The sequence below is a fragment of the Allocoprococcus similis genome (assembly GCF_054660775.1).
The window spans coordinates 16,925-41,406 of the sequence record NZ_BAAHSG010000032.1; the positions used below are offsets into that span (position 1 = coordinate 16,925).

The window sequence follows — 24,482 nt, forward strand, 5'->3', positions numbered from 1 at the left end:
TCATCTTTTTTTTCATCTTTTATCACACTTTCATCACAATTATAGGCTAAACTCTTAACTATAGAAAAGGAAAAGAAAGGAGTCTTGAATGATGGACAATCAGTACAATTATTACAGACCAGATTCAGATGAAAATAGAGGAGCAGACAATCAGCAGCAGGGGTTCGGAGCAGGACCACAGAAAGCTCCAAAACCGAAAAAAGGGTATACAAAAAAAGTCGCACTTGTTGTAGGAGCCGCAGTATTATTTGGAGCAGTTGGCGGTGTGACGATGCAGGGAACCAGTTATCTGACTGGTAAGCTGCTTGGAAAGAATACAAAGAGTACCGTAAGCACAACAAAGACTGTATCGAATGCAAAGCTTACAACTTCTACCAGCACAGTAACTTCTGATGTATCAGACATTGTGGAAAATACACTTCCGTCAATCGTTTCTATCACAAATATGAGCGTACAGGAAGTACAGAATTTCTTCGGAGGAACCAGCCAGCAGGAGAGTGAAAGTGCCGGATCCGGTATCATCATCAGTCAGAATGATTCAGAACTCCTGGTTGTTACCAATAACCATGTTGTAGAAGGAAGCGATACGCTTACCGTTACTTTCAACGATGGCAACAGTGTGGAAGCCCAGATTAAAGGAACAGACTCCGCAAGGGATCTTGCAGTCGTAGCCGTTCCGCTTGATAAGATTTCAGACGATACAATGAATGCGATTAAGGTTGCAACACTTGGAGATTCAGATTCTCTGAAGGTTGGAGAACCTGCAATTGCAATCGGTAATGCACTTGGTTATGGACAGTCTGTCACAACTGGTATTGTCAGTGCAACCGGACGTACAATTGATGGATTTGACGGAGAATACATCCAGACAGATGCAGCGATCAACCCTGGTAACAGTGGAGGAGCTCTTCTGAATGCCAATGGTGAGGTAATCGGTATCAACTCTGCGAAGATCAACAGTTCAGCTGTAGAAGGTATGGGATTTGCAATCCCGATTTCAGATGCAAGTGATGTTATCCAGAATCTGATGAATAAAGAGACAAGAAGCAAGGTTTCTGATGAGGAAAGAGGATATCTTGGAATCAAAGGTTACGATGTATCTGAAGAAGGTGCACAGATGTACAATATGCCGACCGGTGTTTATGTCAAAGAAGTCATGAGTGGTGGCGGAGCTGAGAAAGCCGGTCTTACAAAAGGATCGATCATTACCGGTTTTGAGGGAAGTTCCATCAGTGGTATGAGCTCTCTTCAGGAACAGCTTCAGTATTATAAAGCAGGAGAAGAGGTAACGCTTACCGTACAGATCCCGGATAAGAATGGTGAATATACAGAGAAAGAGATCAAGGTTACACTTGGTAAAAATTCATAAAATGATGTGAACACGCCGTTTTATGGGCGTATGAGGTGTTCGAGGACTGCGGGAATTGCATGGCAATGGAGCAATCCGGTTACATCATAAAATATTAAAGAAAGATGCCGTCAGATCAGAAATGGTCTGGCGGCATTATTGATGTTACGACCTGTTTGAAATGGAAACGGGCATCAGATTATACCGGATGCAAAAGTCAGAACCATTTTTAAAAAATTACCATACAATAATATTGCAGATATAAGAAAGGGGAGCCAAAACGATGCAAAATTGCAGAAACAATAATCCATATATGAGACGTGCAAATTGTGGATGTGGCAATAATAACAATAGCTGTAATAGTAATTCATGTATGGCGAACAATGATGGAAGAAATCCATCGATGGCAGTACCTGTTTATCGAGAACGATCTGGATGTAGCGACCGGGACGATGCGTTGGATGGAATGCCGATCGCAATGGCTTATGTGCCATGGCAGAGCTGGAGACACATTTACGAAGCCGGAAAAGGATTCCACAGAGGAACTATATTCGAAGAGCTTGATCTTCCGTTTAAGGGGAAAGGAGGATGTAACGCATGAATGAAATGCAGAATTCCAAACCTTGCAGAAAAGATCTCCTGATGCAGATCGGTCATGCGAGCTTTGCGGTAGATGATGTGAAGCTTTATCTGGATACTCATCCTCGTGATCAGGAAGCACTGGACTATTTTTATGAACATAATAAAAAAAGGAACCAGTTGTTGAAAGAATATGCAAAATATTATGGACCACTCACAGTAGATACCGCTGTTCCTTCCTGCTCAGACAGATGGAACTGGATCAACGAGCCATGGCCGTGGCAGGAAGGAGGATGCTAGTATGTGGAATTATGAAAAAAGACTGCAATATCCGGTGAAGATCACACAGACCAATCCGAAAATTGCACAGATTATTATTACGCAGTTTGGTGGCCCTGATGGGGAATTAGGTGCATCCATGCGATATTTCTCACAGCGATATACGATGCCGTATAAAGAAGTGATCGGAACACTGACGGACATTGCGACAGAGGAATCAGCACATACAAGATGGAAGTAAAAAAGATCAGCGAGAAATACGCGGAAAAACGTCTATGGAAAAAGAAGAATGCCGTTGGCCACGGGCGTTTTTCTCTGTTTTTGTAAAATCTATTCTTTCAATCACATTCTTCAAAGCTGTATTTTTATCTGCAGCATCAAAAGTATCCCATGCATTTAGAAGCTCCTGACATTTAGGGACAAATGTGGAGCGGTTCTTTTTCGACAAATCGAGGCGCACGATATCAGCATTCACAGATTCAATTTTCTTATCAAAATCTTTTATTTTATCTTCCAGAGCAGTAGAACGCTCAAAGAAAATCTCTTTTGTATAAATCCCCTGCTCTAATAAATCGAATAAGGATCCCCGTTGCTTCAGAGTTGTCTCCTTTTCTTTTTCCAAATTCACAAGAATGGACCGGAGAGATTCTTGCTCGGAATCATCTGCACTTTCAAAATTATTTACCTTGTAGTCAGCTATGTAGTTGCGGATCCATTCCAGGACAGCGTTTTCGAGTTCTTCAAGTTCAATAGCTACAGTGGTGCATCCGGCATATTGGCAAATAAGATAATCACGAGGCTGTTTGGCGGACATTTTTTTTCTCACCATGACACGCCCGCAACAAGAACACCGGACAATTCCGGCGAACGGATTCTGAATTCTACAGCTACGTTTTACCGGAGCGGTCATGGAAGAGCTTACAGAGTTCGCCCGGTAATAGAGATCTTCCGAGATACATCCAGGATGTTTTCCTTTTACTAAAATATAATCATCTGCCTTCGGACGGCTGGTTGTGATTTTTCCATTTACAATTGCTTTTTGTGATTTTCGATAATTCCAACGTAACATTCCTATATTTACAGGGTTTGAAATGATTGTTTTTACAGTAGCCGGATTAAAAGGCTTTCCACTACGAGAAACGATTCCCATGCCGGTTAATGCAGAACAGGTCTTCTGGAATCCGTATTTTTTATTCCCCATAAAATCATACATCAGTTTCAAAACCGGATTTTCTTTTTCGTCTGGTACGAGCGTAAAATGCTTGCAATCATCCGCTTTTACACGCCGCCAACCGTATGGAGCGATGTTGCCGACATAATATCCGTCTTTTACAGATCGAATACGCCCAGCCTGCATCCTACGTTTAATAGTGGCATATTCACGCCGGGACATAAAAAGAGAGAACTCGAAGTATTCATTGTCGTTCTCAATAGCTGGATTATAAGTCTTTCCTGGAGTAACGATCAGAGTGTTGGAGTAGAAGAAAGCTCTCTGAACACGTCCTTGATCAATAGTGTCACCTCTGGCAAGACGTTCCACTTCCATAACAAGGACACCTTCCCAGATACCGGATTCAACTTCGGATAAAAGGCGGACCATTTCCGGTCTGGCATCGATGCTGTCTCCGGATACGACTTCTCTGTAAATAGCTCCGATCGGAAGGCTTTTGGCACGTGCAAGCTCAAGAAGGGTTTCCTCATGACGTTTCAAAACATCAATTCCGAGTGCTTCGAGGTCGGAATCTTTTCTGGATTTTCTTAAATAAATTACATACATAATGTATCAGCTCCTTTGTATTTTATGAAAAAAAGGGTACAAAAATAACAGCCTGAGAACTTTTGTTCTCTTGCGTGGCTGCTCCGGAGATGATACAATATTATTGCATTTGGGTATCTCTTCGGAGAACTTAATGAGAAACATATTGGCGTATGTTTCATCGCTCGACCGTTCCTGTTGGCGCAGGAGCGGTTTTAATTTTTACGGATTACAATGTCCGCAAGGTGAATATCCTTGAGCTATCAGATCATCTCGTGTTCCTTCGTAAGCCCAGTAATTCTCTTGCTTGATTTTGTTGACATCTCTGCAAGAAGGAATATGAAATTTACCGGTACTTGTATTAACGACATAAGAAGAAGTTTGCGGTTGCTGTGCTACTGGTTGGTCATTTACAATTTGTTCTTGTTCTGATTGCTGCGCGGCAGCTTCTTCAGCCTGCTTTTGAGCTTCGGCGGCAGCAATAGCGGCTTTGTCTTCAATGCTGATGGTCAAAGAATTGCTTTTAATATTACCGCAGGAAACGGAAAGATCATAAGTGCCGGCTGAATCGGCAGAGAAAGTAAGTTTTCCATCTTGGTTTTTAAATACACCGCCAGAACTTTCGCAGCTTAATTTATCGATGTTTCCGTCTGCTGGATTAACTGCCATATCAATAGGGATTTCTGTATTGATATCATAAACAGTGGATGTATCAGCAGAAAGAGTAATTGATTCAACCGCAGTAACCTTTTTGGAAGCAGTATTTTTCTTGGAACTGTCTTCTTTATTAGAATCAGAGCATGATCCGGCAAGCCCGATGATAAGGATAAATATAATAATTCCAGTTAAACAACCGCAGCCTTTCTTTTTGGGCGATTTATATTTTGATCCAGAAGAATTACCAGAGGAAACATTCCCGGATCCGCCGTTAGAGCTAAAAAGATTCAAACGGTTTGAAATTTCACCGGAATATGTTTTGTATGTTCTGGTAAAAAAGAGACCAACTAATAAAAGGAAAAATCCAAATAAAAAGCTACTATTAAAGAAACACATTACAGTAAGAAGATAAGCAATAATAGAAAGAACTAAAAAAATTGTCTTATAGTGCTGTAATGAATCTGTTGAAAACTTCTCTAATGAAGCGTTTGGCGTAGAAGCTTGCTGCGGAATATTTTCACCGATATTATTATTGGATTCATGCAGTTGCTTTGCACTGGAATGTTTATTAGATCCGCTACCAGACGAAGATGTGTAATACATTCCAGTTCCCGGAATTCCAACGGAAGAGGTCTTCTTACCGGTTGAACTTATTGTTTTGTGAACTCCTTTGCCACCGAAAGTAACGCTGGTACTCTTTTTGTTGAGGTTGACTTTTACTCCGGGAGCTACTTTAATACTCTTTCTAAATCTTAATCCCATAAGCCACGCCTCCTTAGCACTTTACTTTCTTTTCTCATAAAAATTACCCCCCTTGTAAAGTATTTTATATAATCGCATATGCGGTTATATTCATCGTACATAGTTTTTTAAAATTTAGCAGATAATAACTGCATGGAAATCCTATTATCTAAAATCATGCACAAAAGAAATCTAACGGTACGTCAAGTAGAACAGATGACCAAAGTCCCAAAATCCACTATAAATGATATTATGAATGGAAAATCACCACGGCTGGACACATTGGAACAGCTGGCAGCAGGACTGAAAGTCAAAATATCTGATTTATATGACTCTCCGTACAAATAAGTGTCCGAGTTCTCGGACAAATTTAAAAATCGCGTTACTTCTCCAGTTTTGGATTGTTATTATAGTAGAAAGTATAATAAACAGAACAAATGTTTGCCAAACTCTTGAAAATATTTGCTACAAGATGTAATATAAAAACAAACATACGTTCGGAAACGCCGAGACTGGAGGGGTTACATATGAGTCAAGATGAACATAACAAGCAAAAAGACATAACTTTTATTGTTGAATTACTTAATAAAGAATCTCCGGAAAAAGTACGGGATATTCTGGTGTTTATCCGGAGCTATCTCGGAAAGTAAGTTCTAAAGAGTCAGGCTACTGGCTCTTTTTTAAGTTGTCTATAAATTGCTGTGCAATCTTTTCTAATGTTGCTTTGCTTGTATCGTCCAGCTGCTCGTATGTAACGATAAAAGATTGGATGGCATTAACTATCGCAGAGTCTTTATCTTTTAACAGCATACCAGTATATTTCAGTAGTTTCTGCTGTTCGGTCATTTGCTCAAACATTTCACCTTCTCCGGTTCGGAGCCATTCTTCATTTACATCAAATTCCCTGCAAATAGAAGAAACAACAGCATCGAGAGGTGTTCTTGCGCCAGATTCGTAACCGGCAACAGTACCTTGTTTTACACCTATCTTATTTCCAAAATCAGATTGATTAAGTCCTAACTCCTTCCGGAGTAAACGAATTCTTTCGTTCATTTATCACTCACCTTCTTTCTAAAAACGATTATAGCACACAAAATATCGCAATGCAATAAAAACAGGTGAAAAACTATTGACAAAATAATAGCGTTGATATAATATGATATTGCAAAGATATGAAAGCGTGGTGATGAAAAATATGATGAATTTAGAAGCGAAGAAAGAACAGGAGATTAAAAACATGGTAACGATTCTGGAGCAGATTGATCTGCCTGATATTATTCTGCTTACGCGAGATGCCAACACACTTCTGATGCGGCAGAAAGAAGCAGAAGAACAGGAACAGAGAGTGAGGTGATGGGATGGAATGTCCAAGATGTGGAAGTAAGCAAATTAACGGAAATGCAAATTTCTGTGTAAAATGTGGAGCAAAATTAAGACCTGTGTGCAACTGTTGGGTATTAAAAAAGGACAACTATACATGCGGTGAAGATAGTTGTCCAGGGTATAGGATGTTGGTTAAACTCGCTAAACAAAAAAATTAAGGATAAATTACTTTCTTTGCAGATTCAGTAATGCAATCAACGAGGAGCTGATACAAAGAATCTTTAAGGATTTGTCCAGCTTTTCCTATAGCAGATCGGTACTTTGCGGTTGCAATAGGAGTTTCGGGTGTTTCAACAAGCAAATTAGGAATGGCATTTTTAATTATCGATTTCGTATCTGAATCGAGATCTTCATCAAGTGATAGAAGTTCGATAGCACTATCCAAGATTTTTTGTGTCCATGGATACGGTTTTCCGCAATGATAGCAATAGAAAGGTTTTTGATCCAACGGTTCGGGTACGAACAGAATATCATACTCGTAATAACTACCATGAATAGGTTTTCCGCAAGAAGGACATTTGTCAAAAGCTTTTGAACCGCATTGGGGGCAAAAGGAATAAGAGAATTTTTCAATATCGCTAGTTATTATATGCCCGTTTTCACAGATTTGAGCTGTAAGAAAGTTTCCCATGTGTAACGTATTCTCCCTTCTTTATTACTTGGCACGGTAATGCCTGTAGTTAAAGTATAGGAGAATCGGGTGGAAAGAGCAACAGAGAAAAAGTGAGGAAGGAAATGAAGAAAAGAATTTTAGAAATCATGACAGTAACGGTTTTGACTATGTCGGTTTTAAGTGGATGCAAAGGATTCGCTACGACAGAGACGGAGTATGATACAGAATCGAAAGATATAAAATCAATGTTTGTTGAAGTAGAAAAAAATAATGATTGGGTGATTGTGTATGACAAAAAAAACGAAAGTTATGTATGCAGTATCTGATTATTCGTATGGCAGTGGAGCGTTCACAGAACTTGTAGATGAAAATGGTCGGCCGAGATTGTGGGAAGGAAAGGAATAAAAAATGAACATTTGCGAAGCAACAAAGAAAGCACTGGAAGAAAACAAGTGTATAAGAGAGAAACCTTATAAGGTAAAAGTAAAACCTATAAAGGGAGATGTCGGGACGATAATGGGACTGGATGGGAGCCATCCTGTTAAAGGATGGCAGCCAACAGCCAGAGAGTTGATTTCTGAGTCGTGGGAAGTTATGGAATAAATTGAGCCAGAAATTTACGACATTAAGAAGAGTTTCCTTTTTCTGGTTTTCCATGGTGACAATGGCTTTATCGGTAAGGGAAGAATCGTAAATAAAATCACTGGCATGATGATTGTCAAGATATCCATTACGACCTAATTCGCACATACAATCGTCAACATCGGAAACAGACCAATCAGGGAAAAGCAATTTCTGAACAGATTCGGATGAATCAAATTCTTTCGAAGCGCTGCGGGAAAGACCGTTAGAACGGCGTAGACAATATTCTTTGTATAGATGATAAAGAACGGTTTTTGAATCTTTTGTAAGCATAACGGAGCTCCTTTCTTTGATACTCAGCATGGCAGTGCCGGTAGTTAAAGTATAGGAGAATCTGATGAAAAGGGCAACAGGAAAGAAAGAGGTGATGAAATGCAGGAATTGTTGAAAATTAGTTATGAAGCAGAAAATCCGACTGTTTCAGCAAGAGAGTTGCATGATCAGCTGAATATCGGGACCAAGTTCACAACATGGTTTCAGAGAATGACAGAATATGGATTTTCTGAAAATACAGACTACAAAACTTGCTACCCAAATTTGGGAAGCGAGAACCACGGTGGACAGAACATGGTTGACTATCAGATATCTGTGGATATGGCAAAAGAGATTTGTATGATCCAGCGATCACCGGAAGGCAAACAGATTCGCCAATACTTTATAGATCTGGAGAAAGCCTGGAACACACCGGAACAGATTTTCGCTAGGGCGTTAAAGATGGCAGATAAGACCATCGAAGAGCTGAAGCACAACAATGCACTCCTTTTGGAAGACAATGTCCGGATGAAACCGAAAGAAGTATTTGCGGATGCGGTAGCAACAAGCCAGAGCACAATCCTGATTGCGGATCTCGCAAAGCTCCTGAAGCAGAATGGCGTGGATACCGGTCCGAAGAGACTCTTTGAGTGGCTGCGTGTGAATGGTTATCTGATCCGGAGGAAAGGAACAGACTACAATATGCCAACGCAGAAGTCAATGGAGCTGCAGCTGTTCCAGGTAAAAGAGTCTACGGTAAATAATCCGGATGGATCCGTGAGAATCAATAAAACTACAAAGGTTACAGGCAAAGGTCAGCAATATTTTATCAATAAGTTTTTAAAAGAGTAGGCGAGGACAAAGCAAGAAGGACAATCTGGACAGCATAGCATAAAAAGAGGTGATGATAGATGATTGTTGAAACCATGCAGATCGGAAACGCAACCATACGGGTGCATGATGATTGCTTTAAAAAGACGAAAGAGGAAATGCAGCAATGTGCAGATGGATTTTTCAGAGTTCTGATCGAAGCTGCAGAGAGAAAAAAGGAGAAAACCGCGTAAGCGGTACCGGTTGGACAAGCAAAGGAGGGATAAGAGATGTTTTATAAAATTGCAAAGGCATTAAGTAAAGCGACTATTATTTTGGGATTTGTGCTTATGGTTGGTGGCGGTTCGGAAAAGAGTCAAGAACTGTTTTATTTATATGAAGCACTTGGAATAGTCACGTTTGCCGCCGGAGCGTTTGCACTGGAATGTTTTTGGTATCAAGAGCACCAATATCGGAAAAGGAAAATAAGGGAGGCGAAGGAGCATGCCAGAGGAGAAGCAGCGTAAGAAGCGGATTCGGGTGGAGAAGCTGGATGAGTGGATTGAGACTTTGAAATCAATAGAAAGAGTCAACCGTGATTCCGAGTATTTCAAACAAAATGCAATCCCATATTTGGAACAATATGTAGACAGCCTGAAAGAAGCTGGCAGAAAAACAGTAGTATTGGAGGACAAGCAGTGAAAACAGTAAAAGTAACACCGGATAACATTATTTCGATAATAAATGTAGATTTTGATGATTTCCGTGATCTGCAGAAAGCAGTAGGCGGGCATTTTGAAACTGTAAGCACAAAAACCTTGTATGAGACGTTTAAAATGCCAATGATCATGCTGGTGGATGAGGACGGAATAATGAAGCAGAAAGAAGTCAACCGCCTTGGAAGCTATTTTTATGATGCAGACAGGCACGGATGGCCAATCTTAGGAGATATTGTATTTGCAATTGCAGCCGGAGAAGATATTGAAGCACCGGATGATGCGGAAGCTCTGATGGTATTCCTGAAAATGAATTTTTCGTACTTAAAAGAAGAATAAAAAACGCTTGCGAAAAGAAATATCGCAAGCGCCGCAACCATAAAGGTACACGAATAATCTAAGCACTTATAGTGTACCTTTTAGCGGCTGGAAAGTCAAGTATTTACAGGGCGACCGCCCTTTTTAATAACTTGATAAGACTATTAAAGTTATGAGGAAGCGCTATGAGAATCAGACGAGTGACATACGATTTGGGAAATGTAATAGAGAGACAGGAATATCTGGACGGAAGGTATGGAGCACCGGGAGAGAAGAGAGCCAAAAAGAAGAAAGCCACACCGGAGGAAGTGGAGCAGGTCAACCAGTGGACCAGAGAGAGGAAAGCACGCCATAGACTCCGGATGTACTTCAAGGCGAATGATTACTTCTTCACTCTCACATATCCGAAAGAAGAACGTCCGGCGGACATGAAGCAGGCAAAGCAGGATTTCAAAGAGTTTTACCTGTTCTGCAAGAAGGAATACAAGAAAAGAGGACAGGAGCTCCGCTGGATCCGCAATATTGAATGTACCCCGTCCGGTAACTGGCACATCCATGTGGTTCTGAATCGAATCCCGGATACAGATCTGATCATAGCTGCAGCCTGGAAACACGGAAAGGTTCGTAATAAGCAGCTACTCTACGAAAAAGGCGAGTTCCGGAAGCTGGCGCAGTATGTCACCAAAAATGAGAAAACTCAGAAAAAATATGTGGATGAGGGCGTGCTGGATCATGAGATTGCAGAAGCCAATTTTTCTACGTCTCGAAACATGCCGCTTCCAGAACCCAAAACAAAGATTTTATACCGGTGGCCGAAAGAACCGAAACCACCAAAGGGATATTACATAGTCAAGGATTCTTTTTACGAAGGGATCAACAAAGCAACCGGATTCCCGTACAGACACTACGAAATGATCCGGATAAGGAGAGAAGATGAAGATAGAACTATACACAGAGGTAAACTTCCGGGGACCAACAGCAAAAAACGGAAAGTGTATCGCTCTGGTGGAGTGCGAGACTAAGAAAGGACCGGCAGTGAAAGCACAGATCGAGACCGAACAGAACACGACCTACCACAGAATGAGCATGATCGCTATCCTTGTCGGTCTGAGAATGCTCCGACCGTGTGAAGTGACTGTCTACACGCCGGATCAGTTCCTGGTCACTACCATAAACGAAGGAAATATGGACAAATGGAAACGGGAAGAGTGGCGCAGACCACATGGAAAAGAGATCAAGAACAAGGAACTCTGGCAGGAGCTGTCAGAGCAGATGGAAAAACACCGTGTAACCCTTGAATTTTCTGAGTCTACACGGTATTCCGATAGACTACAGTCCAAAATGAGATAAAAAACAGGAGAAAACCTTGAAAACACCGAGAAAGAGAGGAATTTGAAATGACAACCAGTGGAATCACGAATATCAACGCCAAGCTGATTCACCAGCATCCGGATAACCCACGAAAAGACCTGGGTGATCTGACGGAGTTGAGTGAGTCGATCAAGAAGAAAGGAATTATGCAGAATCTTACGGTCATTCCGGGACACTGGGATGAAGATAAAACACACCATGACGAAGGATATACCCTGATCATCGGGCACCGACGGTTTGCCGCCGGAAAAATGGCAGGCGTAACTATGTATCCATGCCGGATTGTAGAGGACATGAGCTATAAAGACCAGGTCGGAACCATGCTGGAAGAGAATATGCAGCGCATCGACCTGACACCATTGGAACAGGCAGAAGGATTCCAGATGATGCTTGACCTTGGAGATACGGAAGAACAGATTGCAGAGAAGACCGGATTTTCCAGGACAACCGTCCACCGGAGGTTGGAGATCGCGAAGCTTGACCGAGATCTGGTGAAGGAAAAGACGGATGAGAACGGGGTATATCAGCTAAATCTAAAAGACCTTGCCCAACTGTCGAGAATCGAGGATGTTGAAACCAGAAACCAAATCTTAAAAAATGCAGCGGACTCCAGGCAGATCCAGTGGAAAGTAGAAGCAGAGATTAAAAACAGGGAGAGGGAGAAGAACAAAAAGATTATTGTCGAGCTCTTGGAGGCAGCAGGAATCAAGAAAGCTACAAAGGAGATAGAGAGAAAACGTTATACCGAAGAGGTGAAAGATAAAAAGAGCATTCCACTGGATAAAGAGCCACCAGAAGAACTTAATATCCATGGGACAAATCTTTTTTGGCTGGAAAGTTGGGATGGAATTTGCGTAGTGGAAAAACTACCAAGAAAACCAAAAGAAGAAACAGAATGGGACAGACAGCAGAAAAAGAATAAGGAACTGGAAGCTCTGCAGAAAAAAATGGATGCCAGAAGACAGTCGTTTATCAGGATGATCATAATCGGGAAAATTGAATTGCTGAAAGGCGAAGAACGTCAGAAAGTGATTGAAAAGATGATCAGAACTCTGACAGAAGTCGGAGGATGGATAAATGAAAGGAGATTTAGTGAGGTTTACACAGGGAAAGAGTGGTACGGTATGCCGGAAGAAGAACGAAACGAGATCAGAGAAAGAATACGGCAGGAAGACATCCAGATACTGCTTTTGACTGTACTCAACGGTACGATGGATAGCACAGGAAGTTTAGTAAACTATGACGGTGGATTTGATGCGAAACGAGGGCGTGAATGTCAGAAATGTTTCAAAATTCTGATGCGCTACGGATGGAGTTACGAAAGAGAAGAGGCGGATCTGGTTTACGGCAACCATGAGCTATACAAAAAGGAGTCCTAAGATGGAGCAGTTAAGTGTAGAAGACTGGAAACCGGATGCCTGCCCGAAAAATATAACCGTAGAAGAATATCTGGCCACATTTCCCAAAATCAAATTAACCCGCCGGGAATATCTCCAGACAATTCCCTTGTATCATGCGGCTCTGTACCTTGCAGAGACAACCCAAAAAGTACGCAGTTCACAGGAATGGTATCTGTATTTAAACGAAAAAGTAGATCAAAACGGGGAGGTGTTATCTAATGAATATGATGTTTCCGAAACCAACCAAGAAGAAACGTAAGAAGCACAAAAAAAGCATTATGCAGCCAAAAGGCGATCGTCGGTGTTATCTGTGTATGTTACTGGATGGAGATTTTACATATAAGCCATATCTGGAAGAGCATCATGTTTTGTTTGGTAATACCCATGCATTTGCAGAGGCGGAAGGGCTAAAAGTAAATCTCTGCCTGGAACATCACCGGAACGGACCGGCAGCAGTTCACAACAATGCAAAGAACGCACGGATCCTGATGGCGAAAGCCCAGGAGGTTTACGAAAGAACCCATACAAGGGAAGAATGGATGAAAAACGCCGGAAAGAATTATTTATAGGCACCACAGGAAGTTAATATATCACAATTTCGCAGAGTGCATGGCTGCCCGGTGCGGCAGCCAGAAAGGAGCGACATGAAGAAAGAGCTGTTTGAGCTTAAAAGAAACATGAGGATAGAATTATGCAACATCACTAAGATAACAGGGTATATCGTAGATAATGACCGGAACTGCAGGTTGGAATTTGTCAAAAACTTTTTAAACCTCGAAGAGACGGAAGCATTCAAATACTTGGATATCTTCAAAAAGGTTTTATCCGGAAAGCCTGGAAGAAATATGTTTCAGCTGGATTTTAAGGAGAAAACAAGAAAGCAGCATCTGGCCACGATTGTAAAAACAGGGTTAGAAGACAATGATGTACGCCAGATCTTCCTGGAAGAGATTGCAGAGTCTATTGGCATATTGAATAAAGAGTATTCTTTGATTCTAATTGCCAGTGGAATCTACGACATTCCGGGAATTGCCACGGATGGAGCGGATCTGGATGAAAGTGAAGAGGTTTATGAGTACATGATCGGATGTATCTGCCCGGTAAGTTTATCGGCAGCAGGATTATCTTATAAACCAGAACTGGCAGATATTCAGGAACGTACAAGAGACTGGGTGGTAAGTATGCCGACACAAGGATTTTTAATCCGGCATTTACAGACCGCCACGGAGATCCGGAACATATCTGGTACTACAGCAAAGTTCCGGATAAACCGGACGCAGGCCTGATCACGCAGACACTCCGATGCGGGATGCCATCCACACCAAAAGAGCAGAAAGAAGCTTTTAGGGAAGGGTTAAATGCAGCAGACGGAAAAGTAAGTCTGGAACAGGCGAAAGATATTTATCATTACCTTGGAAGAATCCGTGAAATAAAAGCAGAATCCAACAACCGGATATTAAAAGGCGCGGAGCTGGAAAACGTATTAAAAAGCATCGGGATAGATCCGGAACTGGCAGCAGAAAAAACAAAAGACTGTGACGCGGCCGAAATCGATGCGGACAACACAGTGAGCACGAAGACATTTGAGATTGGTCTTCCGGATGCACATGTAACAGTAAGCGCAGACAGAACGGACCTTGTTACCTTAGAGATGATTAACGGAGAAAGGTACATTATGGTAAAAGCGGACGGAGATATAAATGCAAACGGAATCATTTTAGAGAATCGGGAGGAAAAGAAAGATGAAGAGGAAGACGACTAAACACGGCAATATGCGGGCGTTCATATACCCGGTAAGCAAGAAAATGCGCAAGGTAAGACAAAAAGGAACAAAAAAAATGAAAGTTGGAGACAAAGTACAGTTAAGGCGCAGGATCTCCCAGAAGGGAGGAAAGACCAGACTTGCCACGGAAAAGGTCACAATCCTTGGAATCTATCCGCACCATGTGCAGGTCAGGAATCAGAAAGGGATAGTGAGGAGCTATATAAACTGGGAGTGGCAGCAGTTGACAAGTAAAGAAGGAATGGAAGGCGTGGAATCGTGGCGCAGGAAGGGGTAAATAATGACTGAAAAAGAAGCATGCCTGATGTGTGAAAACTATTCAGAAGATACGAAATGTGATCAGAAAGATAGCTGCAAACTTATGGCAGTATTAAAAGAAAACCGAGAACTAAAGAAAAAAATAAGCAAGCTGAAACGTCAATTGGATGAATCAGAACTGAAACGATCATACATGGTAAATCCAAGTGCAATTGGTGATAGACACGACATGGGTTGCTGGTAGAGAGGGTGGAATAGATGAAGAATAAAGAAAAGTACGAAAAAGAGATTATGAATATTGCTTGTAATGGAGATAGTATTGCCGTGATAAAGAAAAGCGGGCGTATCGTTTCGTGCAATGGGACTAAATGCTGTCTATGTTTGTTTCGTGGTAGTGATTGTAAAGAGAAGATAAGAGATTGGGCTGAATCCGAGTACATCGAAAAGCCAGTGATAAGTAAGAGAGATAGAGCTTTTTTGGAGTATCTTGGTAAAGAACTCAAATATATTGCGAGAAGTAAAAGCGATAATCTGATGGCGTTCCAAAATAGTGCTGAAAAACGTGGAGATGGATGGGGGATTGGTTTCGGTGAGTTTAAATCATTGAAAAAATTCAACATCGACTTTCCAATGGTCAAATGGTCAGATGGAAAACCGTGGCTTATTGAGGACTTGAAGAAGTTGGAGGTAGTGGAAGAATATGAATAGAGAGATTCTTTTTAGAGCGAAGAGAAGAGACAATGGCGAGTGGGTTGAAGGTTATGTAATTCAAAGATATGGTGCATGGTTCATATATGACATTAAAAATGCAGATACGTGCATACAGAATGGCTATCTCGTTGATTCGGATACGATCTGTCGATACACCGGACTTACAGATAAGAAGGGAAGGAAGATATGGGAGAACGACATTATTAAATACCATTATGGTGATTATTATGCTCCTGTAAAATTTGGCGAATATCAGAGTTGCTTTGACAGTACAACGACTTGCCATGTCGGATTTTATGTAGACTGGGACGGGAAAAGAGATTTTAGAAAAGATCTGGGGTACTGGATAAAAATGGTTGATGCTGAAGTAGTAGGAAATATCCACGACAAGTCAGAACAACAGAAAGATCAAAGAAGCACTATTATTTGCCGCGATTTCATGAAGAAAGGAAGAGAATAATGAGTAACGGATGGATTCCAACAACAGAAAGACTCCCAGATCAACGGGAATTTATTGAGGCTTATGTCCGGCATGCATATGCAGCGGAGTTTCTGGTCACGATCGAGGGAGCAGATAAGGCAACAACGCTGTATTATTCCCAGACAGGTGTCTGGTTCGATGAACAGGGAGAACCGTATAAGGTTGTGGCGTGGATGCTGCTCCCGGAAAGGTATAAAGGATAATGGAAGAAGATAAATATACAATGTATGCGGTAAAAAAGATTTGTATCTGGATGATAATGGCAATAACCATATTGATAGCAATGAAATGGACCGGATCAGCGTGGTGCTTATGGGCGTTTTGTATCCCAGCAATATCGGAGTAACGGTATGGAAAAGACATACAAAGAGATAGCTCGGGAACGAGAAGACGAAGAACAAGAGCAATATCTGACGGAGTGGAGGAAGAACCATTGTACAAGAACAAAGAAGGATACTGTGATCCGACAGCAGGCAAAGCCATCCAGGATGCAAGCCGGATTCCACACCATGTAAAGGAAGCGCACAAAGCATTAAAGGATATAGCAAGCCTGTTAGGATTCGAGATCTTAGTATTAAGGGACAGGAAGACGGGGGGGTATACCGATGGAAACAGTGAAAGAAGAGAATGAGAAGAAAAAGGAATACCTGAAACAGTACGGCAAAGCATTACGCCAGGAGAAGCGAATCGAGGAAGAGTTGGAACGCTTAAAGCTGGATAGGATGCTTCCGGGAGCACTGGCAGCAGATGGGCTGCCAAAAAGCAGCAACCTTTCTGATCTGTCGGATTATGTAGCAGAAGTGGACGAACAGGAACGGAAACTGGTGGAACAGAGGAAGAAAAGAGTTAGGATCCGGACTGAGATCAGGGAAAGAATTGAGCAGATGGAAGATGAGACAGAGAAAGATATCCTGACTTATCATTACATAGATCTTATGAGATGGAAAGAAATCTGTGCAAGAACCGGGTATTGCTGGCAGTATGTGCATAAAAAGCATTCAGATGCATTGAAAAATTTTAAATATGCGATAGAATGCGACACTCAACCTGTGATATAGTATATGCAGGTAAAGAATTGAAACGGGGCAGCAGTCGAAAGATTGTTGCCTTTTTCTTTGCCGTAAATTCTGGAAAGAGGTTTGGCGGTTTACTCTGGAAAGAATTTATTCATACGTCAGTACATTTGTTTGTTGCGATTATTACTTTTTTGAACTCCTTATTACAGATGCAGAAACCGCCAAAATAAAAATATGACAGACAAAGAAGCAAAAACATTTTACAACTCATCTGCATGGAAAAATAAGAGAATGCAGATATTAGATCGAGATCATTACGAGTGTCAGGATTGCCGCAAGAGAATAAAAGACGCAGCTGCATCTGGCACACAGCTGATCGGAAGAGACAGAAAGATATGGAGAGCTGAAGAGGTACATCATATCCAGGAACTAAAGGAACATCCGGAACTTGGACTTGCCGATGATAACCTGGTAAGTCTATGTACGCAGTGTCACAACCTGAGACATGGCAGAGCACCGAAGAGGTTTGCCAGAAAGAAGAAGCTTGTGAGCATGGAACGATGGTAGCTACAGTGAGGGCAGACATAGCTTAGGAGGAGACAAGCGGACGGTGCAAGCTGTCGCATGTGCGGTTCGAGTCCGCAGCTGTCCTCAATTTTTAAATAGCCCCCCGGTAAATTCTCAGCGATTTTTCATGAGTGAAGAACGGGGATGTAGCCATGACTCTGGAGAAAAATGAAAATCTCGCGTGAAAAGGGTAAGGGTATCAGATTTTAAAATTTACTTTAAGAAGAAATTTTTTAACACGGGCATAAAACCCCGTGTTTTTTAGCAAAAAAAGTTACGAAAAAGGCATGATTTGAGCGAAAAGAGGTGAGCAAATTGACACAAAAAGACGTAAAAATGTCGCTGATCAGACAGTTGGAACTACGTGGAATGAGTGCGGAATTCTACATGGATCTAGTGAATGATTATATATACTACTGGTCATTGAAAAAGAAACTAATAGCAGATATTAAGAGGAAAGGGTTGAGATACGAGACCGTGAACGGGAATGGAATGACGGTGGAAAAAGCGAATGAAAGCGTTGCCAATTTGCAGAAAACTACGGTCACTATGTTGAAGATCCTGGCAGATCTGAAGTTAAAAGAGCCGGTACCAGAGCCGGAGAATCCTACAGATGGTTATCTGTAAAGAGATTGATTATTATCTCAAATATGCCGAAGAACATCCGAAGTGGATAAACAAGAAAAGAAAATTGCTCATAGAAAACATCGTGAAACCGATATTAAAGCGGGACGATGTTTTTTTTGACGAGAAAACATATAGGGATTGCTTACAGTATTGTAAATCCAATTACTATGAGCTATTTCCATTCCAAAAGTTCATTTATGCCTTTGCATTTATGTATGTGGATGACATTCCAGTATTTTCAAAGTTCTTCATCAAGGAAGGACGTGGAAATGGCAAAGATGGATTCATCGTGCCGCTGGTAAATTTCTTTCAGACTCCACTCTACGGAGTGAAAAATTACCACGTTGAAATTGTGGCGAACTCAGAGAGCCAGGTGAAGGATACATTCAAAGTGGCTTATGATATGCTGCATGATAACCAGAAGTTCAAAGGAAAATTTTCCGTAACAAAAGAGCTGATAACAAACCTTGTGACCGGATCAGAAATGAAATACAACACATCCAATGCAAAGACAAAGGATGGTAAAAGAACTGGATGCCTGGTGCTAAACGAGATTCACGCATATGAGAATTATGATCAGATAAATGTATTTGAATCCTCTTTCGGTAAAGTTAAGCATTCACGAGAATTTATCATCACGACTGACGGATATGTGAGAGACGGCCCGCTGGATGAGATATCAGCAATGTGCGCTGAGATCCTGGAGACAGGAGAAAATCCGCTGGGATACTTCCCGTTCATATGCGAGATCGATGATATGAAGGAAGTGGATGATCCGGAGGCATGGCATAAGGCTAATCCATCTATGGAGTATATGCCGATTCTTGCGAATCAGATTATGCATGACTATTTAGAAATGAAGAAGATTCCTTCTAAGCGTGCAGAGTTCATAACAAAGCGAATGGACAGATCGGCGCGGAAAGAAGAGGAAACGGTCACAACCTGGCAGAATGTCCTACGAGCTTGCTATATAGGTAGGACAATGGAAGAGTTGGAACACAAGATTCCAAGGATAACATTGGATACACGAGGACAGGCAGCAGTCATTGGAATTGACTATGCAGATGTGCGAGACTTTGCATCCGCCGGTATTTTGACTAAGACTGATGAAGGTGAGTGGATTTGGAGACAGCATACATGGATCTGTGCAGATTCTCCATTTATCGATTCCATAAAGTTCCCACTGAGAAATGTAGGACAGACAGAATTTGAAGACTTTGAGATTGTTCCAGGTCCGGTGATTGATGTGAACCTGATCGCAGACTGGTGCACGGAACAGATGAAATACTACGAGGTCAAGAAGATTGCAATGGATACTTACCGGTACACATTGTTCAAACAGGCATTCGAAGAACGCAGGCTGACAATAGAAGACAAGAAGAACCCACATGGAATAGTCCGTCTGATTCGAAAGATAACATCAGTGACTGGAATTATCGCACCATTCATCCAGTCGATGTTTTCACAAGGCATGATTAACTTTGGACCATCTGCAATCATGCGATGGTATACAAACAATACAAGAGTATCTGAAGATAAATTTGGAAACAAGAGCTTTGGTAAAATTGAACCGAAGCTAAGGAAAAATGATGGATTTATGGCTTTTGATGTAGCAATGTTCTGCAAAGATGAGCTGGAAGTCCAGATCGTATATATTTAACAGGAGAAGAATATGTTTAAATTTTTGTGGCAACGGGATAAGGAGATGCAGTCTCTAGCTGAGATTATTGCGGTGGATATGGAAAAGTTGAATTTATCAAAGTTGGCCATTGAAAAAGCAGTTATGATGATTGCGAAGGCAATTGCTAAATCCGATATCTTGATACAGACAGAAAGTAAAGAGAAAAATAAACAGGAGTATCGGCTGAATATACAGCCTAATGACCATGAGTGCGGAACTGTGTTCTGGACGGAAGTTGTAAGACAACTTCTTACGGTACAGGAAGTGCTGATTATTCCGTTAGGTGGTAAATATTATCTGGCATCAGCTTGGAATGTTAGCAATAATGTGCTGACTGAGCGAACATATAGCAATATAACACTAACATGCGCCGGATACGACTATCCGATTTGGAAAAAAAAGCGATCATCAGAGGTGATACACCTAAAATATGATAATGCAAGAATTCGCCTGTATCTGCAAAACGTAGTTGGACAGTATGATCGGACGCTTGATGCTGTTAATGCGATGATGCGTATGTCCAGTATGCCGAGATTCAAATTAAAACTTGGGACAGCAACGCTATCATTCAGAGAAAAACAGGCAGATGGCACAGACAAAGAGATGACAAAGGATCAATATGTAAAAAAAATTAAGAACTTATTAGAATCGGATGAGCTTGCTGTGCTTACGGAAACTGACAATGTAGCGATTGACCAGTTGCAGATTAACACGGCGACTAAGGCGGAAGAACTGGCAAAAATGGCATTGCAAATCAATAATGAAGTGGCAAACGCTTTTGACATTCCGGAAGCAGTATTTAACGGAAATATTACAGAAAAATCTGACGCCACAAATGAATTCATAACCTATGCTGTTAGTCCGGTAGCGGAAGTGATCAATGATACGTTGACTGCTTACATAGTTGGTGAAAATGATTATTGCACAAAGAATGAAAAAGTTATGGTATGGCTGGCACGTTTCAAACATGTGGACGTGGTAGACAGTGCAACCAACCTGGATAAACTGCGAGGAATTGGATTTGATTACGATGAAATTCGTGAAATGGTTGGTTATCCGCTTTTGAATACAGAATTCAGCCAGGCAAGAGCTCTGACAAAGAACTATGGAGAGGAGGGAAATGGTAATGCAGCATAGAAAACGCGATCAGTAGGAGGTGATCCAATTATCTCGGAGCTGTCCGTTAAACAGTAAATCCGAAAGAAAGGAAAGAGAACATGGACGCAAAAAAGTATTATTCCTTGGAATCTAAGAATGATGTGGCGGACCTCTACATCTTCGGTGACATCACATCATGGACGTGGTTAGAAAGTGACGTGTCAGCAAGCGGAATTGTGAACGAACTACAGTCTTTGGATGCAAAAGAAATCAATGTGCATATCAACAGCTATGGCGGTGAAGTCGCAGAGGGATTGGCGATTTACAATACGCTCAAGAATAGTGATATGAAAGTCACTACAATCTGTGATGGATTCGCTTGTTCCGCAGCATCAGTCATTTTTATGGCAGGTGACGAAAGAATCATCAATGAAGCGTCACTGCTCATGATCCACAATGCATGGACATATGCGAATGGAAATGCTACAGAGCTTAGAAAGGCAGCAGAAGACCTTGATAAGATTACACAGGCTTCCGTCAATGCTTATGTAAGTCGAGCAGTGATTTCAGAAGATGAGATTAAAAATCTCATGGACAATGAAACGTGGATCACAGCTCAGGAAGCTGTAGAATATGGATTTGCTACAAAAACCGAAAAGTCCGATGATGGCGGAATTAAACAATCAGCATTTGCAAATATTCGCAGTGCCATTCTCAAAAAACCGGAAAATGTAAAGCCGGTAGAAATTGCAATGCAGTTGGATGATGAAACAATCGCAGAGGTCATTGCGGAAAGAGTAGGGAATCTTTTACAGAAAAAAGAAGTTCCGGCAGAGCCAAAGGAACCAGCAAACAGCACTGGATGGAGTGCATTTTTTGAGTAGAAAGGAAAAGATAAAATGAAGATTGAAAATTTATCACAGGAATTAAAAGAAAAAGTTAAGCAGCTGTTAGAGAGCGCTCCGGCAGATCAGAAAGCGGATGCGATTATGCAGTCGATCGAAATGATCGAGGAAGCAGCACATGCAGATCTGATCAATCAGGTGGTGGCAGAAGCAGAAAGAGCGAGCCATGATGCTGAATTTAAGAAACAGCTTGGACTCCGCAATCTCTCACAGGAAGAAAAGAAATTTTATGAGGGATTCAAGGATATTAAGCAGTCTGTAACAGCAAATCAGATTGATATCATCCCGACAGAAATTATCGATCGCACACTCGATGATGTAAGAAAAGCATCTCCAATTTTAAAACTGGTAAACATGGCACCGGCAAATGTAAAGAAATGGATAGTAGCATCACATTCAGGTGCAGCGGTGTGGGGGAATCTTACGGATGAAATCAAGGGCGAATTATCTGGAACTATTTCAGCACTAAATATCGAACTCCATATGCTGTCCGCATATCTGGTGATCCCGAAAGCAATCCGTGAACTTTCCATGGAGTTTGTAGATCGGTATTTTATGGCAATCCTTTCGGAAGCAATGCAGGATGGTCTTGTAAAAGGTTATCTGGATGGAGATGGAAAGACTGGGCCGATCGGTATTTTCCGTCAGATCGGAACCACAAATGAAGATGGAACAAATAAAGCGAAGACCGTTTTAAATAACATCACCAAATTCAGCCCGAAGGGACTTGCAAATGTAAGAAAAACTCTTACAAATAACGGAAAACGTGTTGTTACCAAACTGTATCTGATTTGCAACCCGGCGGATGAAGCGGAATATGTAGATCCGTGCATGTTTGGAGAAGCACTTACTGGTGGATATGTCAATAAAACATTCATTGATATTGAAAAGATCCCGGATGCTAACTGCCCGCAGGGTAAAGCAGCATTTACCATTGATGGACATTACACAATGGGTGCGACGGGTGTGAGAGTAACAGAATATGATCAGACCAAAGCGATGGAAAATGCGGATCTGATCATTGCGAACTGCTTTGCGAATGGACGAGCTGTTGATGATAATGTTGCAGTTATCTTCGACGTCACAAAACTTGAAGAGTATGTAATTAACGTACATCAGACATCTACTGCATCCGTTTAGTAAGAGTGAGGGCAGAGTATGAACGAAAATGAACTATCCATTCTTGTTGATGAGATGAGAGAAGAGTTCCAGATTCCTCCATACTGCGATGATAGACAGCTGAGAAATCTTGCAAAAGAAGGTGAACATACAGTCGGGAGATTGAATCCTGGCTGCAGCATCACCAAAGATTTGACGTATCGAATGCTAATGAAGAATTATATGTATTATTCTTATCACCATCGAGTAAGTGAGTTTTTTGAGAATTATGCAAGTGTGATCCTGACTTGGCAGATGGAGACGGAGGTGGACATAAATGGCACTGCCTGAATACACTGACGGAGTATTCGAACTGTATCGCATCGAAAATGATGAGTCGGAAGATTATCCGGAAGAAAAGCTCCGTGATACCGGAATGCGCTTTTGGTATCGTGAGCTTGCGGTATATGACACCACCAGAGCAAAGCTATCCGCTGACAGTATCGAAGCGACGCTAAAACTCGCTATTCCACAGTATAAGCAGATTAACAGTAAATGTGTCTGTATTATTGGCGGAGAACAACACGAGATCTACAATGTGGCGCACATCACTACGAAAGATGGATTTAGAGAGTCTGAACTGACTTTAAAAACACCAGCGCATGATCGTGAGGTGATCGCATGACACAAAAAGAATTAAGTAAGCTCTTACATGACATCGACTGTCCGGTTAATGAGGGAGTCAGTAGTCTCAAAAATGAAAAGATATTTCCGAGAATTGATTACTGGGAGATTATGTGGGAAGACACAATGGCATCCGGTGACGATTATGAGAATGAGATTACATGGCAGATTAGTTTTTATGCTAGAAAGCCACGCGATCCGAAACTGATTGCATTGAAAAACCGTCTGAATGAGCTTGGCTACCATCCGACCATTGCTCACGAATACGTGACAGAAGACCGTGTATGGCATTCTTACTTCTCAATTACAACTGATGGAGTGATTGGATGAGCAGCGGGATAACCTTTGACAGTGGAGGGTTTGAAGACTTCGAGGAACTGTTGAAACAGTATTCCGAGAACGTAAGCCCGGACAAAGCAATTGACGCAGTGGAAGAGGGGGCAAAGGAGTTTGTGAATGACCTTCTGAGACTCCCAAAACCACGAAGTCAGATCACCAAAGCGGGGTACACGCATATCGTGAGTACATTCGCACTGGAAAGAACTGACAGCGGAATTAAGGTTGGATGGGGCAAGTATTACGGTCCAATGCTTGAGCATGGAACCAGGAAGATGGTAGCAAGGGAACACTTGAAGCCACTTTTTGAAAGAAACAAGGAAAAATACTACAAGAAGATGACAGAGAGCATCTTCGGTTAGGAGGTTGACT

General features: G+C 41.5%; 41 protein-coding genes and 1 pseudogene. 38 read left to right on the top strand and 4 right to left on the bottom strand.

Going from position 1 to position 24,482, the window contains the following annotated elements:
- Window positions 1-91: 91 nt before the first annotated feature.
- The 4 genes and pseudogenes from ACYQ5K_RS12275 to ACYQ5K_RS12290 form a co-directional block, all read left to right on the top strand.
- Complete coding sequence (locus ACYQ5K_RS12275) at window positions 92-1,369, top strand: S1C family serine protease (protein ID WP_173687896.1); 1,278 nt, start codon at window positions 92-94, stop codon at window positions 1,367-1,369.
- Between the two features lie 262 nt (window positions 1,370-1,631).
- A complete protein-coding gene (locus ACYQ5K_RS12280; RefSeq protein WP_243002763.1) occupies window positions 1,632-1,949 on the top strand; it encodes a spore coat associated protein CotJA in 318 nt (105 codons plus the stop codon).
- A 5-nt stretch (window positions 1,950-1,954) separates the two neighbouring features.
- Entirely contained in the window at window positions 1,955-2,227 is a 273-nt protein-coding gene (locus tag ACYQ5K_RS12285; RefSeq protein WP_173687898.1) for a spore coat protein CotJB, read from the top strand.
- A 1-nt stretch (window position 2,228) separates the two neighbouring features.
- Window positions 2,229-2,432, top strand: a pseudogene (locus tag ACYQ5K_RS12290) (manganese catalase family protein); the annotation flags it as partial.
- Window positions 2,433-2,453: 21 nt separating this feature from the next.
- Here the strand turns inward: ACYQ5K_RS12290 and ACYQ5K_RS12295 are convergent.
- Together ACYQ5K_RS12295 and ACYQ5K_RS12300 are read right to left on the bottom strand one after the other, a co-directional pair.
- A complete protein-coding gene (locus ACYQ5K_RS12295; protein WP_459777664.1) occupies window positions 2,454-3,983 on the bottom strand; it encodes a recombinase family protein in 1,530 nt (509 codons plus the stop codon).
- Between the two features lie 201 nt (window positions 3,984-4,184).
- Window positions 4,185-5,381 carry a DUF4236 domain-containing protein gene (locus ACYQ5K_RS12300; protein ID WP_459777665.1) on the bottom strand — a complete coding sequence of 399 codons (1,197 nt, stop codon included), beginning with the start codon at window positions 5,379-5,381 and terminating at the stop codon, window positions 4,185-4,187.
- A gap of 156 nt (window positions 5,382-5,537) precedes the next feature.
- On the opposite strand from ACYQ5K_RS12300, the gene ACYQ5K_RS12305 reads away from it, so the two are divergent.
- Together ACYQ5K_RS12305 and ACYQ5K_RS12310 are read left to right on the top strand one after the other, a co-directional pair.
- Window positions 5,538-5,708 carry a helix-turn-helix domain-containing protein gene (locus ACYQ5K_RS12305; RefSeq protein ID WP_334298729.1) on the top strand — a complete coding sequence of 57 codons (171 nt, stop codon included), beginning with the start codon at window positions 5,538-5,540 and terminating at the stop codon, window positions 5,706-5,708.
- A gap of 179 nt (window positions 5,709-5,887) precedes the next feature.
- Entirely contained in the window at window positions 5,888-6,010 is a 123-nt protein-coding gene (locus tag ACYQ5K_RS12310; protein ID WP_459777666.1) for a hypothetical protein, read from the top strand.
- A gap of 16 nt (window positions 6,011-6,026) precedes the next feature.
- Here ACYQ5K_RS12310 and ACYQ5K_RS12315 read toward each other — a convergent pair whose 3' ends face one another.
- Complete coding sequence (locus tag ACYQ5K_RS12315; protein WP_459777667.1) at window positions 6,027-6,413, bottom strand: helix-turn-helix domain-containing protein; 387 nt, start codon at window positions 6,411-6,413, stop codon at window positions 6,027-6,029.
- Between the two features lie 142 nt (window positions 6,414-6,555).
- Between ACYQ5K_RS12315 and ACYQ5K_RS12320 the strand changes: the two genes are divergently transcribed.
- Window positions 6,556-6,714 (top strand): hypothetical protein, encoded by a 159-nt coding sequence (locus tag ACYQ5K_RS12320; RefSeq protein WP_459777668.1) that lies wholly within the window; start codon window positions 6,556-6,558, stop codon window positions 6,712-6,714.
- Window positions 6,715-6,897: 183 nt separating this feature from the next.
- On the opposite strand, the gene ACYQ5K_RS12325 is transcribed toward ACYQ5K_RS12320, so the two are convergent.
- The gene (locus ACYQ5K_RS12325) at window positions 6,898-7,374 is read right to left on the bottom strand and encodes a DUF2321 domain-containing protein (RefSeq protein WP_459777669.1); all 477 of its coding nucleotides are present in this window, start codon (window positions 7,372-7,374) and stop codon (window positions 6,898-6,900) included.
- 104 nt (window positions 7,375-7,478) lie between these two features.
- On the opposite strand from ACYQ5K_RS12325, the gene ACYQ5K_RS12330 reads away from it, so the two are divergent.
- The 31 genes from ACYQ5K_RS12330 (at window position 7,479) to ACYQ5K_RS12480 (ending at window position 24,472) form a co-directional block, all read left to right on the top strand.
- Window positions 7,479-7,682 (top strand): hypothetical protein, encoded by a 204-nt coding sequence (locus ACYQ5K_RS12330; RefSeq protein WP_459777670.1) that lies wholly within the window; start codon window positions 7,479-7,481, stop codon window positions 7,680-7,682.
- A gap of 82 nt (window positions 7,683-7,764) precedes the next feature.
- Window positions 7,765-7,959 carry a hypothetical protein gene (locus ACYQ5K_RS12335; protein ID WP_173698940.1) on the top strand — a complete coding sequence of 65 codons (195 nt, stop codon included), beginning with the start codon at window positions 7,765-7,767 and terminating at the stop codon, window positions 7,957-7,959.
- Between the two features lie 411 nt (window positions 7,960-8,370).
- Window positions 8,371-9,102, top strand: coding sequence for a phage antirepressor KilAC domain-containing protein (locus tag ACYQ5K_RS12340; protein ID WP_459777671.1), 732 nt, complete (start codon window positions 8,371-8,373; stop codon window positions 9,100-9,102).
- 59 nt (window positions 9,103-9,161) lie between these two features.
- Window positions 9,162-9,314, top strand: a complete 153-nt coding sequence (locus ACYQ5K_RS12345) for a hypothetical protein (RefSeq protein ID WP_173698935.1) — start codon at window positions 9,162-9,164, stop codon at window positions 9,312-9,314.
- Between the two features lie 36 nt (window positions 9,315-9,350).
- Window positions 9,351-9,587 carry a hypothetical protein gene (locus ACYQ5K_RS12350; RefSeq protein ID WP_432334201.1) on the top strand — a complete coding sequence of 79 codons (237 nt, stop codon included), beginning with the start codon at window positions 9,351-9,353 and terminating at the stop codon, window positions 9,585-9,587.
- A complete protein-coding gene (locus ACYQ5K_RS12355) occupies window positions 9,565-9,762 on the top strand; it encodes a hypothetical protein (protein WP_173698931.1) in 198 nt (65 codons plus the stop codon). The genes ACYQ5K_RS12350 and ACYQ5K_RS12355 overlap by 23 nt, the downstream gene beginning before the upstream one ends.
- The gene (locus tag ACYQ5K_RS12360) at window positions 9,759-10,115 is read left to right on the top strand and encodes a DUF3846 domain-containing protein (protein ID WP_342999447.1); all 357 of its coding nucleotides are present in this window, start codon (window positions 9,759-9,761) and stop codon (window positions 10,113-10,115) included. The genes ACYQ5K_RS12355 and ACYQ5K_RS12360 overlap by 4 nt, the downstream gene beginning before the upstream one ends.
- A 164-nt stretch (window positions 10,116-10,279) precedes the next feature.
- Complete coding sequence (locus ACYQ5K_RS12365; RefSeq protein WP_459777672.1) at window positions 10,280-11,116, top strand: rolling circle replication-associated protein; 837 nt, start codon at window positions 10,280-10,282, stop codon at window positions 11,114-11,116.
- Complete coding sequence (locus tag ACYQ5K_RS12370) at window positions 11,028-11,444, top strand: RNase H family protein (RefSeq protein ID WP_459777673.1); 417 nt, start codon at window positions 11,028-11,030, stop codon at window positions 11,442-11,444. The genes ACYQ5K_RS12365 and ACYQ5K_RS12370 overlap by 89 nt, the downstream gene beginning before the upstream one ends.
- Before the next feature lie 47 nt (window positions 11,445-11,491).
- Window positions 11,492-12,844: a ParB/RepB/Spo0J family partition protein gene (locus ACYQ5K_RS12375; RefSeq protein WP_459777674.1), complete on the top strand. Its 1,353-nt coding sequence runs from the start codon at window positions 11,492-11,494 to the stop codon at window positions 12,842-12,844.
- A gap of 1 nt (window position 12,845) precedes the next feature.
- Window positions 12,846-13,124 carry a hypothetical protein gene (locus ACYQ5K_RS12380; RefSeq protein ID WP_459777675.1) on the top strand — a complete coding sequence of 93 codons (279 nt, stop codon included), beginning with the start codon at window positions 12,846-12,848 and terminating at the stop codon, window positions 13,122-13,124.
- Complete coding sequence (locus tag ACYQ5K_RS12385; RefSeq protein ID WP_330412082.1) at window positions 13,084-13,434, top strand: hypothetical protein; 351 nt, start codon at window positions 13,084-13,086, stop codon at window positions 13,432-13,434. Before ACYQ5K_RS12380 ends, ACYQ5K_RS12385 begins: the two co-directional genes overlap by 41 nt.
- A gap of 75 nt (window positions 13,435-13,509) precedes the next feature.
- Entirely contained in the window at window positions 13,510-14,151 is a 642-nt protein-coding gene (locus tag ACYQ5K_RS12390) for a DUF4317 family protein (protein WP_459777676.1), read from the top strand.
- Window positions 14,106-14,627, top strand: a complete 522-nt coding sequence (locus ACYQ5K_RS12395) for a DUF4317 family protein (RefSeq protein ID WP_459777702.1) — start codon at window positions 14,106-14,108, stop codon at window positions 14,625-14,627. Before ACYQ5K_RS12390 ends, ACYQ5K_RS12395 begins: the two co-directional genes overlap by 46 nt.
- Window positions 14,608-14,925, top strand: a complete 318-nt coding sequence (locus ACYQ5K_RS12400) for a hypothetical protein (protein ID WP_459777677.1) — start codon at window positions 14,608-14,610, stop codon at window positions 14,923-14,925. Before ACYQ5K_RS12395 ends, ACYQ5K_RS12400 begins: the two co-directional genes overlap by 20 nt.
- A 3-nt stretch (window positions 14,926-14,928) precedes the next feature.
- Complete coding sequence (locus tag ACYQ5K_RS12405) at window positions 14,929-15,150, top strand: hypothetical protein (protein WP_459777678.1); 222 nt, start codon at window positions 14,929-14,931, stop codon at window positions 15,148-15,150.
- A gap of 14 nt (window positions 15,151-15,164) precedes the next feature.
- Window positions 15,165-15,614, top strand: coding sequence for a hypothetical protein (locus ACYQ5K_RS12410; RefSeq protein ID WP_459777679.1), 450 nt, complete (start codon window positions 15,165-15,167; stop codon window positions 15,612-15,614).
- Window positions 15,607-16,077 carry a YopX family protein gene (locus tag ACYQ5K_RS12415; protein WP_459777680.1) on the top strand — a complete coding sequence of 157 codons (471 nt, stop codon included), beginning with the start codon at window positions 15,607-15,609 and terminating at the stop codon, window positions 16,075-16,077. Before ACYQ5K_RS12410 ends, ACYQ5K_RS12415 begins: the two co-directional genes overlap by 8 nt.
- On the top strand, window positions 16,077-16,301 hold the full coding sequence (locus tag ACYQ5K_RS12420) for a hypothetical protein (RefSeq protein ID WP_459777681.1): 225 nt from the start codon (window positions 16,077-16,079) through the stop codon (window positions 16,299-16,301). The genes ACYQ5K_RS12415 and ACYQ5K_RS12420 overlap by 1 nt, the downstream gene beginning before the upstream one ends.
- A 230-nt stretch (window positions 16,302-16,531) precedes the next feature.
- Entirely contained in the window at window positions 16,532-16,729 is a 198-nt protein-coding gene (locus ACYQ5K_RS12425; protein WP_459777682.1) for a hypothetical protein, read from the top strand.
- A complete protein-coding gene (locus tag ACYQ5K_RS12430) occupies window positions 16,704-17,156 on the top strand; it encodes a hypothetical protein (RefSeq protein ID WP_459777683.1) in 453 nt (150 codons plus the stop codon). The genes ACYQ5K_RS12425 and ACYQ5K_RS12430 overlap by 26 nt, the downstream gene beginning before the upstream one ends.
- 249 nt (window positions 17,157-17,405) lie before the next feature.
- On the top strand, window positions 17,406-17,681 hold the full coding sequence (locus tag ACYQ5K_RS12435; protein ID WP_459777684.1) for an HNH endonuclease: 276 nt from the start codon (window positions 17,406-17,408) through the stop codon (window positions 17,679-17,681).
- Between the two features lie 315 nt (window positions 17,682-17,996).
- Entirely contained in the window at window positions 17,997-18,308 is a 312-nt protein-coding gene (locus tag ACYQ5K_RS12440) for a P27 family phage terminase small subunit (RefSeq protein ID WP_459777685.1), read from the top strand.
- Window positions 18,295-19,968: a terminase TerL endonuclease subunit gene (locus tag ACYQ5K_RS12445; RefSeq protein WP_459777686.1), complete on the top strand. Its 1,674-nt coding sequence runs from the start codon at window positions 18,295-18,297 to the stop codon at window positions 19,966-19,968. The genes ACYQ5K_RS12440 and ACYQ5K_RS12445 overlap by 14 nt, the downstream gene beginning before the upstream one ends.
- 12 nt (window positions 19,969-19,980) lie before the next feature.
- Window positions 19,981-21,126 (top strand): phage portal protein, encoded by a 1,146-nt coding sequence (locus ACYQ5K_RS12450; RefSeq protein WP_459777687.1) that lies wholly within the window; start codon window positions 19,981-19,983, stop codon window positions 21,124-21,126.
- A gap of 80 nt (window positions 21,127-21,206) precedes the next feature.
- Window positions 21,207-21,971: a head maturation protease, ClpP-related gene (locus tag ACYQ5K_RS12455; protein ID WP_459777688.1), complete on the top strand. Its 765-nt coding sequence runs from the start codon at window positions 21,207-21,209 to the stop codon at window positions 21,969-21,971.
- A gap of 15 nt (window positions 21,972-21,986) precedes the next feature.
- Window positions 21,987-23,132, top strand: a complete 1,146-nt coding sequence (locus tag ACYQ5K_RS12460; protein WP_459777689.1) for a phage major capsid protein — start codon at window positions 21,987-21,989, stop codon at window positions 23,130-23,132.
- 18 nt (window positions 23,133-23,150) lie between these two features.
- Window positions 23,151-23,441: a hypothetical protein gene (locus ACYQ5K_RS12465; protein WP_459777690.1), complete on the top strand. Its 291-nt coding sequence runs from the start codon at window positions 23,151-23,153 to the stop codon at window positions 23,439-23,441.
- Window positions 23,428-23,775, top strand: coding sequence for a hypothetical protein (locus ACYQ5K_RS12470; protein WP_459777691.1), 348 nt, complete (start codon window positions 23,428-23,430; stop codon window positions 23,773-23,775). Before ACYQ5K_RS12465 ends, ACYQ5K_RS12470 begins: the two co-directional genes overlap by 14 nt.
- Window positions 23,772-24,104, top strand: a complete 333-nt coding sequence (locus ACYQ5K_RS12475) for a hypothetical protein (RefSeq protein ID WP_459777692.1) — start codon at window positions 23,772-23,774, stop codon at window positions 24,102-24,104. Before ACYQ5K_RS12470 ends, ACYQ5K_RS12475 begins: the two co-directional genes overlap by 4 nt.
- On the top strand, window positions 24,101-24,472 hold the full coding sequence (locus ACYQ5K_RS12480; protein WP_459777693.1) for an HK97-gp10 family putative phage morphogenesis protein: 372 nt from the start codon (window positions 24,101-24,103) through the stop codon (window positions 24,470-24,472). The genes ACYQ5K_RS12475 and ACYQ5K_RS12480 overlap by 4 nt, the downstream gene beginning before the upstream one ends.
- Window positions 24,473-24,482: the final 10 nt, after the last annotated feature.

Bases quoted from the DNA above. Each gene is read 5' to 3' on its own strand.
- ACYQ5K_RS12315 (WP_459777667.1), bottom strand. From the start codon at position 6,413: ATGAACGAAAGAATTCGTTTACTCCGGAAGGAGTTAGGACTTAATCAA.
- ACYQ5K_RS12340 (WP_459777671.1), top strand. From the start codon at position 8,371: ATGCAGGAATTGTTGAAAATTAGTTATGAAGCAGAAAATCCGACTGTT.
- ACYQ5K_RS12415 (WP_459777680.1), top strand. From the start codon at position 15,607: ATGAATAGAGAGATTCTTTTTAGAGCGAAGAGAAGAGACAATGGCGAG.
- ACYQ5K_RS12470 (WP_459777691.1), top strand. From the start codon at position 23,428: ATGGCACTGCCTGAATACACTGACGGAGTATTCGAACTGTATCGCATC.
- ACYQ5K_RS12370 (WP_459777673.1), top strand. From the start codon at position 11,028: ATGAAGATAGAACTATACACAGAGGTAAACTTCCGGGGACCAACAGCA.
- ACYQ5K_RS12295 (WP_459777664.1), bottom strand. From the start codon at position 3,983: ATGTATGTAATTTATTTAAGAAAATCCAGAAAAGATTCCGACCTCGAA.
- ACYQ5K_RS12300 (WP_459777665.1), bottom strand. From the start codon at position 5,381: ATGGGATTAAGATTTAGAAAGAGTATTAAAGTAGCTCCCGGAGTAAAA.
- ACYQ5K_RS12445 (WP_459777686.1), top strand. From the start codon at position 18,295: ATGGTTATCTGTAAAGAGATTGATTATTATCTCAAATATGCCGAAGAA.
- ACYQ5K_RS12420 (WP_459777681.1), top strand. From the start codon at position 16,077: ATGAGTAACGGATGGATTCCAACAACAGAAAGACTCCCAGATCAACGG.
- ACYQ5K_RS12280 (WP_243002763.1), top strand. From the start codon at position 1,632: ATGCAAAATTGCAGAAACAATAATCCATATATGAGACGTGCAAATTGT.
- ACYQ5K_RS12405 (WP_459777678.1), top strand. From the start codon at position 14,929: ATGACTGAAAAAGAAGCATGCCTGATGTGTGAAAACTATTCAGAAGAT.
- ACYQ5K_RS12450 (WP_459777687.1), top strand. From the start codon at position 19,981: ATGTTTAAATTTTTGTGGCAACGGGATAAGGAGATGCAGTCTCTAGCT.
- ACYQ5K_RS12430 (WP_459777683.1), top strand. From the start codon at position 16,704: ATGGAAACAGTGAAAGAAGAGAATGAGAAGAAAAAGGAATACCTGAAA.
- ACYQ5K_RS12320 (WP_459777668.1), top strand. From the start codon at position 6,556: ATGATGAATTTAGAAGCGAAGAAAGAACAGGAGATTAAAAACATGGTA.
- ACYQ5K_RS12310 (WP_459777666.1), top strand. From the start codon at position 5,888: ATGAGTCAAGATGAACATAACAAGCAAAAAGACATAACTTTTATTGTT.
- ACYQ5K_RS12410 (WP_459777679.1), top strand. From the start codon at position 15,165: ATGAAGAATAAAGAAAAGTACGAAAAAGAGATTATGAATATTGCTTGT.
- ACYQ5K_RS12275 (WP_173687896.1), top strand. From the start codon at position 92: ATGGACAATCAGTACAATTATTACAGACCAGATTCAGATGAAAATAGA.
- ACYQ5K_RS12375 (WP_459777674.1), top strand. From the start codon at position 11,492: ATGACAACCAGTGGAATCACGAATATCAACGCCAAGCTGATTCACCAG.
- ACYQ5K_RS12305 (WP_334298729.1), top strand. From the start codon at position 5,538: ATGCACAAAAGAAATCTAACGGTACGTCAAGTAGAACAGATGACCAAA.
- ACYQ5K_RS12285 (WP_173687898.1), top strand. From the start codon at position 1,955: ATGCAGAATTCCAAACCTTGCAGAAAAGATCTCCTGATGCAGATCGGT.
- ACYQ5K_RS12390 (WP_459777676.1), top strand. From the start codon at position 13,510: ATGAAGAAAGAGCTGTTTGAGCTTAAAAGAAACATGAGGATAGAATTA.
- ACYQ5K_RS12350 (WP_432334201.1), top strand. From the start codon at position 9,351: ATGTTTTATAAAATTGCAAAGGCATTAAGTAAAGCGACTATTATTTTG.
- ACYQ5K_RS12465 (WP_459777690.1), top strand. From the start codon at position 23,151: ATGAACGAAAATGAACTATCCATTCTTGTTGATGAGATGAGAGAAGAG.
- ACYQ5K_RS12455 (WP_459777688.1), top strand. From the start codon at position 21,207: ATGGACGCAAAAAAGTATTATTCCTTGGAATCTAAGAATGATGTGGCG.
- ACYQ5K_RS12345 (WP_173698935.1), top strand. From the start codon at position 9,162: ATGATTGTTGAAACCATGCAGATCGGAAACGCAACCATACGGGTGCAT.
- ACYQ5K_RS12460 (WP_459777689.1), top strand. From the start codon at position 21,987: ATGAAGATTGAAAATTTATCACAGGAATTAAAAGAAAAAGTTAAGCAG.
- ACYQ5K_RS12380 (WP_459777675.1), top strand. From the start codon at position 12,846: ATGGAGCAGTTAAGTGTAGAAGACTGGAAACCGGATGCCTGCCCGAAA.
- ACYQ5K_RS12335 (WP_173698940.1), top strand. From the start codon at position 7,765: ATGAACATTTGCGAAGCAACAAAGAAAGCACTGGAAGAAAACAAGTGT.
- ACYQ5K_RS12385 (WP_330412082.1), top strand. From the start codon at position 13,084: ATGAATATGATGTTTCCGAAACCAACCAAGAAGAAACGTAAGAAGCAC.
- ACYQ5K_RS12480 (WP_459777693.1), top strand. From the start codon at position 24,101: ATGAGCAGCGGGATAACCTTTGACAGTGGAGGGTTTGAAGACTTCGAG.
- ACYQ5K_RS12365 (WP_459777672.1), top strand. From the start codon at position 10,280: ATGAGAATCAGACGAGTGACATACGATTTGGGAAATGTAATAGAGAGA.
- ACYQ5K_RS12475 (WP_459777692.1), top strand. From the start codon at position 23,772: ATGACACAAAAAGAATTAAGTAAGCTCTTACATGACATCGACTGTCCG.
- ACYQ5K_RS12435 (WP_459777684.1), top strand. From the start codon at position 17,406: ATGCAGATATTAGATCGAGATCATTACGAGTGTCAGGATTGCCGCAAG.
- ACYQ5K_RS12325 (WP_459777669.1), bottom strand. From the start codon at position 7,374: ATGGGAAACTTTCTTACAGCTCAAATCTGTGAAAACGGGCATATAATA.
- ACYQ5K_RS12355 (WP_173698931.1), top strand. From the start codon at position 9,565: ATGCCAGAGGAGAAGCAGCGTAAGAAGCGGATTCGGGTGGAGAAGCTG.
- ACYQ5K_RS12400 (WP_459777677.1), top strand. From the start codon at position 14,608: ATGAAGAGGAAGACGACTAAACACGGCAATATGCGGGCGTTCATATAC.
- ACYQ5K_RS12330 (WP_459777670.1), top strand. From the start codon at position 7,479: ATGAAGAAAAGAATTTTAGAAATCATGACAGTAACGGTTTTGACTATG.